The 6,000-nt window shown below is 70.0% G+C and carries 5 protein-coding genes and 2 rRNA genes; 5 read left to right on the plus strand and 2 right to left on the minus strand.

What is annotated here, in order from left to right:
* The first annotated feature begins 57 nt into the window (after positions 1 to 57).
* The 5 genes from ACH4RG_RS17485 to ACH4RG_RS17505 are packed head-to-tail and all read left to right on the plus strand — an operon-like array spanning position 58 to position 5,559.
* Entirely contained in the window at positions 58 to 1,269 is a 1,212-nt protein-coding gene (locus tag ACH4RG_RS17485) for a hypothetical protein (protein ID WP_398539772.1), read from the plus strand.
* Between the two features lie 4 nt (positions 1,270 to 1,273).
* A complete protein-coding gene (locus ACH4RG_RS17490; protein ID WP_397917191.1) occupies positions 1,274 to 1,963 on the plus strand; it encodes a DUF4129 domain-containing protein in 690 nt (229 codons plus the stop codon).
* Positions 1,960 to 3,210 carry a DUF4350 domain-containing protein gene (locus ACH4RG_RS17495; RefSeq protein ID WP_398539773.1) on the plus strand — a complete coding sequence of 417 codons (1,251 nt, stop codon included), beginning with the start codon at positions 1,960 to 1,962 and terminating at the stop codon, positions 3,208 to 3,210. Before ACH4RG_RS17490 ends, ACH4RG_RS17495 begins: the two co-directional genes overlap by 4 nt.
* Positions 3,207 to 4,235 (plus strand): AAA family ATPase, encoded by a 1,029-nt coding sequence (locus tag ACH4RG_RS17500; protein WP_397917193.1) that lies wholly within the window; start codon positions 3,207 to 3,209, stop codon positions 4,233 to 4,235. Before ACH4RG_RS17495 ends, ACH4RG_RS17500 begins: the two co-directional genes overlap by 4 nt.
* Positions 4,236 to 4,245: 10 nt before the next feature.
* Entirely contained in the window at positions 4,246 to 5,559 is a 1,314-nt protein-coding gene (locus tag ACH4RG_RS17505) for a DUF58 domain-containing protein (protein ID WP_397917194.1), read from the plus strand.
* Positions 5,560 to 5,734: 175 nt separating this feature from the next.
* Here the strand turns inward: ACH4RG_RS17505 and rrf are convergent.
* Both rrf and ACH4RG_RS17515 read right to left on the minus strand, forming a co-directional pair.
* A 5S ribosomal RNA gene (gene rrf, locus ACH4RG_RS17510) occupies positions 5,735 to 5,851 on the minus strand.
* Between the two features lie 76 nt (positions 5,852 to 5,927).
* Positions 5,928 to 6,000: ribosomal RNA gene (locus ACH4RG_RS17515) — 23S ribosomal RNA — on the minus strand; the annotation flags it as partial.

The following is a 6,000-nucleotide window of genomic DNA, read 5'->3' on the forward strand; positions in this document are numbered from 1 at the left end:
CACGATGGCTGCCAACCTGCCGCCCCGATGAGCGGTCAGGACGGTGAAGGAGCGAGCATGAACGACTCTCCGGGCTGGGCGTCGCCCGGATCTGCCCCCTCCGACGGCAAGGAGACGGCGATTCCCCGCCCCTCCGAACCTCAGGAGGGAAGCGGCCCGACGGGACGGTGGTCCCCCGAGCAGCCGCCCCCCGGGCAGTGGTCCCCACCGAGCAACCCCGGCAGCGGCCCCGGAGCACGGCCTCCCGCCCCCGGCTGGGGCGGTGGCTCGCAGCGACAGGGCTGGACAGGACCGCCCCCGGCCGCCAAGCCCGGCGTCATCCCGTTGCGCCCCCTGAGCCTCGGCGAAATCCTCGACGGCTCCGTCTCCGCCCTGCGCGCCCACTGGCGTACCGCACTCGGCTTCAGCCTCGCCGTCTCGGTGGTCACCCAGATCGCCGTCATCCTCATGCAGCGCTATCTGCTGCCGGAACCGACCTCCGTCGACCCGAACGCCACCGGCACCGAGGCCCTCCGCCAGGCCACCGACTCCGCCCGGTCGACACTGATCTCCCTGGCCCCGGCCTCCCTCGTCACGATGATCGCCACGCTCTTCACCGCGTCGATCATCACCGTGGTCATCAGCCGCTCGGTCCTGGGCCGTCCCACCACGCTCTCCGACACCTGGGCAGAGGCCCGCCCCCGGATCCTCCCGCTGCTCGGGCTGACCATGCTGGTGGCTCTGATCATGGCCGCGATCATGACCGTGGGCATCGGCCCCGGCCTGCTGCTGGGCTCCGAGGCGGGAGCGGCACTCGCCTTCCTCGGCTTCGCCGCCGCCTGCGTCGTGATGCTCTGGCTGAACGTCAGCTTCGCACTCGCCGCCCCCGCCCTGATGCTCGAACGACAGAGCGTCGTCGCCGCGCTGCGCAGGTCGGCGAAGCTGGTCCGCGGCGCCTGGTGGCGTACCTTCGGGATCCTCGCCCTGACCTGGCTGCTGACCTTCCTGCTGACGTTCCTCGTCTCCATCCCGTTCGGCGTCATCGCGGTGATCGCCGACGGAACCGACGTCAGCGAGTTCTTCAACGGCACCGCCCCTTCCTTCGGCTGGCCGTTCCTGATCGTCACCGGCATCGGCGAAGTGATCGTCTCGACACTGATCTACCCCTTCGTCGCCGGGGTGATGGCCCTCCTCTACGTGGACCAACGCATCCGCCGCGAAGCACTGGACCTCGACCTCGCACGGGTTGCGGGCCTGCCCGGCTACGGCGTCGACACCCCCAGGAGCTGATGCGGTGTCGGGGGCGGGGGGCATCACCACAGCACTGCGGGCCACGGCAGCGGGCGACATACCCGTGGACGCTCCGCGTCTCCCCGCACGGGAGGCGGCGGAGAGCGAGCTGTCCAAGCCCATGTACCACGAGAACGACCCGAACTTCCTCCAGCGCGCCCTGGACCAGTTCTGGGACTGGGTCTCCGGGGTATTCGACGCCGCCGCGGGTGCCGCACCCGGCGGCCCGGCCGGACTCGTCGTCCTGGTCGTCCTCGTCATCGGCCTCGTCGCCGCCCTCTGGTGGCGGCTCGGCACCCCGCAACGCTCCTCCCGGAGCCCGGACGCCCTCTTCGACAACGACGCCCCCCGAAGCGCGGCCCAGCACCGCGCCACCGCCGAGGCACACGCCACGGCTCTGCGCTGGACCGAGGCCGTCCAGGAACGCATGCGTGCCATCGTCCGGTCCCTCGAGGAACGTGCCCTGCTCGACCCGCGCCCCGGCCGCACAGCGGACGAAGCCGCCGCCGAAGCGGGCAGTGCCCTGCCCGAGCACAGGGCCCGGCTGCGCGCCGCCGCCCGGGCCTTCGACGACGTGACGTACGGGGGCCGCACCGCGGACCAGCCGACATACCTGTCCCTGCGCACCCTCGACCTCGCACTCGACGAGGCAAAGCCGCTGCTGCCCGGAACCGCCCGAGGAGCCGCCGGATGACCACGGCGACCACCGCTTCCCCCACCTCGACAGCGCCCACCCCTGGCCAGGTCTGGACCCGTGCCCGAGGCATCCTGGCCGTCCTCCTCATCCTCGTCGTCGCCGGCATCACGTTCGCCGTCGTACGTTCCGGAACGAACCACGGACAGCTCGACCCCCGCTCGACGGCCCCCAAGGGAAGTCGCGCCGTGGCCGAACTCCTCAAGGCTCGCGGCGTCTCCATCACCGTCGCCACCACTCTCGACGAAGTCACCGCCGCGACCGGCCCCGACACCACGCTCCTCGTCGCCGGCCCCAATCTCCTGACCCGGTCGCAGCAGCTCCGACTGGACGAGGCGGCCTCCGCCTCCGCAGGGCGCACCCTGCTGATCGCCCCGGGACCGGGAGCCACGCCTCGACTCGCCCCCGGCACCCACGCCGAGTCGCACCAGCCCGTCAGTGCCCTCGCACCGTCGTGCGAGCTCCCCGCCGCCCGGCTGGCCGGCACAGCGGACATGGGGGGTACCCGGTACACGACGCAGGATCCCAGCGCCGTCACCTGTTACCCGGCCGCAGGCCTCCCCAGTCTGGTCGTCCTCCCGACCGGAGACGGCGGCGACACCGTCATTCTCGGCTCCCCCGGCCTCCTCCACAACGAGCGTCTCGACAAGCAGGGCAATGCCTCGCTCGCCCTGCAACTCCTCGGCTCCCGGCCCCATCTCGTCTGGTACCTCCCCTCTCTCACAGATCCCTCCGCGACAACCGACAACGACTCCACCGGCGACGGAACCGAAGCCCCGTCAGAGGACGGGGCGAGAGACGGCGCGTCCGACGAGAGCAGCTTCCTCGACCTCATCCCCGCCGGCTGGCTGTGGGGAACGCTCCAACTAGCCCTTGCCGCAGTCCTTGCCGCCGTCTGGCGGGCCCGCCGACTCGGCCCGCTGGTGCCGGAACGGCTGCCGGTGGCCATCCGCGCATCCGAAGCGGCCGAAGGCCGCTCGCTCCTCTACCGCAAGGCCAACGCCCGCGACCGTGCCGCCGACGCCCTCCGAGCCGCCACCCGCACACGTATCGCACGCCTCGCCGGAGTGCCCGCCCGTGATGCGCACACCCCTGATGTCGTTCTCGCCGCCGTGTCCGCGCGCATCACCACCCCGGACCACGACCTCAGCAACCTGCTCTTCGGTACGGCTCCCTCCAACGACGCCGCCCTGGTCCTCCTCACTGATCAACTCGACGCCCTCGAAAGAGAGGTACGCACTTCATGAGCGCCCCGACCCCCGAGCCGGCCGAGCCCCCGGTGCCCGCAGCGGCCCCCGTGAGGCCTGCGGAACCGGAGCCGTCCGACAGCGCCCGCGCGTCTCTGGAGGCTCTGCGCTCCGAGATCGCCAAGGCCGTCGTCGGCCAGGACCCCGCCGTCACCGGACTCGTCGTCGCGCTGCTCTGCCGGGGACACGTACTCCTCGAAGGCGTACCCGGCGTGGCCAAGACGCTCCTGGTCCGTGCACTTGCCGCATCACTCGAACTCGACACGAAGCGCGTCCAGTTCACCCCCGACCTCATGCCCAGCGACGTCACGGGTTCACTGGTCTACGACGCGCGCACCGCCGAGTTCTCGTTCCAGCCCGGCCCCGTCTTCACCAACCTGCTGATCGCCGACGAGATCAACCGCACTCCTCCCAAGACCCAGTCCTCCCTCCTCGAAGCGATGGAGGAAAGGCAGGTCACCGTGGACGGGACGCCACGGCCACTGCCTGACCCCTTCCTCGTCGCCGCGACCCAGAACCCCGTCGAGTACGAAGGCACCTATCCCCTCCCCGAAGCCCAACTCGACCGCTTCCTGCTCAAACTGACAGTTCCACTCCCTACACGGCAGGACGAGATAGACGTCCTCACCCGTCACGTCGACGGCTTCAACCCTCGAGACCTGAAGGCCGCGGGGATACGGCCCGTCGCCGGGCCCGCCGAGCTGGAAGCAGCACGCGAAGCGGTCGCGAAGACGACCGTCTCCCCCAAGATCGCCGGCTATGTCGTGGATATCTGCCGTGCCACGCGCGATTCCCCCTCGCTCTCCCTCGGCGTCTCTCCCCGAGGCACCACCGCGCTGCTGTCGACCGCCCGTGCCTGGGCCTGGCTGACCGGCCGGGACTATGTCACCCCGGACGACGTGAAGGCCCTGGCGCTCCCCACGCTCCGTCATCGCATCCACTTGCGGCCCGAGGCGCAAATGGAAGGAGTCACCCCCGACTCCGTCATCGCCTCAGTGCTCGCCCACGTCCCCGTACCCCGATGAGGCGGTGACCATGGCCCTCACCGGACGTACCGCGTTGCTGGCCGCCCTGGGATCACTCCCCGTAGGCATCCTGGCTCCCAGCTGGGCCGGGATGCTTGCGGTCAACGCACCGCTCTCACTGGCAATTCTGTGTGACTACGCGCTGGCCGCGCCAGTGCGCACGCTCCGGTTCACTCGATCCGGTGACACATCCGTTCGAGTCGGTGACGCGGCCGAAGTGCAACTGACGGTGACCAACACCTCGCGCCGACGCCTGCGCGCCCAACTGCGGGACGCCTGGCCCCCCAGCAGCTGGACCTCGGGCTCCGAGCGTGGCGCTTCCCGCCACACACTGGCGGTTCCCGCCGGGGAACGGCGACGTCTGGTCACCGTTCTGCGCCCGACCCGTCGCGGCGATCGGCAGGCCGAACGCATAACCATCCGCTCGTACGGCCCGCTGGGCCTCGCCGCACGCCAAGGACAGCACCGGGCACCGTGGACCGTGCGAGTCCTGCCACCGTTCACCAGCCGCAAGCATCTGCCGTCCAGGCTCGCCCGGCTCCGGGAACTCGACGGCCGCACCAGCGTTCTGACACGCGGTGAAGGCACGGAGTTCGACAGTCTGCGGGCCTACGTGCCCGGGGACGACACCCGCTCCATCGACTGGCGGGCCACCGCACGCCAGTCCGCCGTAGCGGTCCGGACATGGCGCCCCGAGCGTGACCGGCACATCCTGATCGTCCTCGACACCGGCCGCACGTCAGCGGGCCGGGTAGGTGACGTCCCCCGTCTGGACGCCTCGATGGACGCCACACTCCTTCTTACCGCGCTCGCCACCCGGGCGGGCGACCGCGTAAGCCTCCTCGCCTACGACCGCCAGGTCCGAGCCCGGGTCCGAGGCCGGACGGCAACGGGCAATGTTCTGGCCACCGTCATCAACACCCTGGCCACACTGGAACCCGAGCTCATCGAGACGGACGCCCGAGGCCTGAGCAACGCCGCCCTCACCGACGCCCCCCGCGGTTCGCTGATCGTCCTTCTCACGACGCTGGAAGCCGCCCCCATCGAGGAGGGGCTACTCCCGGTGCTGCCTCAACTCACCCAGCGCCACACCGTTCTGCTGGCCGCGGTCTCCGACCCTCGGATTGCAGAAATGGCCCACGCGCGAGGAACCGTGGACTCGGTGTACGAGGCGGCAGCCGCCGCCCAGGCCCAGGCCGACCGTGGTCGCACGGCCGACAGGCTCCGCCGCCACGGCGTTGTCGTCGTGGACGCGACTCCGGAGAACCTCGCTCCCACGCTTGCCGACACGTACTTGGCCCTGAAGGCCGCAGGGCGTCTCTGACGGCGGGGAGCCCAGCACTCTTGTTCTGCCCTGCCGGCTCTACAGTCGAGGAGTGCCCCGGGGAACTGCCTGCTCCAGCTCCCGTTCCCCTGCTTCTCCTCGGTGCCGGTGCCGATCGAGTTAGGAACGCAGAAAAGCCCCGCACCAAAAGGTGCGGGGCTTTCCCGGAAAAATTGTTCGGCGGCGTCCTACTCTCCCACAGGGTCCCCCCTGCAGTACCATCGGCGCTGAAAGGCTTAGCTTCCGGGTTCGGAATGTAACCGGGCGTTTCCCTAACGCAATGACCACCGAAACACTATGAAATTGAACAACCGGTGCAATCACAGCCGTTCGTTATTTCAGAACTAACACAGTGGACGCGAGCAACTGAGGACAAGCCCTCGGCCTATTAGTACCAGTCAGCTCCACCCGTTGCCGGGCTTCCACATCTGGCCTATCAAC

It is taken from the genome of Streptomyces sp. NPDC021019 (assembly GCF_044333295.1).
GTDB lineage: Bacteria > Actinomycetota > Actinomycetes > Streptomycetales > Streptomycetaceae > Streptomyces.

Bases quoted from the DNA above. Each gene is read 5' to 3' on its own strand.
- ACH4RG_RS17500 (WP_397917193.1), top strand. From the start codon at position 3,207: ATGAGCGCCCCGACCCCCGAGCCGGCCGAGCCCCCGGTGCCCGCAGCG.
- ACH4RG_RS17485 (WP_398539772.1), top strand. From the start codon at position 58: ATGAACGACTCTCCGGGCTGGGCGTCGCCCGGATCTGCCCCCTCCGAC.
- ACH4RG_RS17505 (WP_397917194.1), top strand. From the start codon at position 4,246: ATGGCCCTCACCGGACGTACCGCGTTGCTGGCCGCCCTGGGATCACTC.
- ACH4RG_RS17495 (WP_398539773.1), top strand. From the start codon at position 1,960: ATGACCACGGCGACCACCGCTTCCCCCACCTCGACAGCGCCCACCCCT.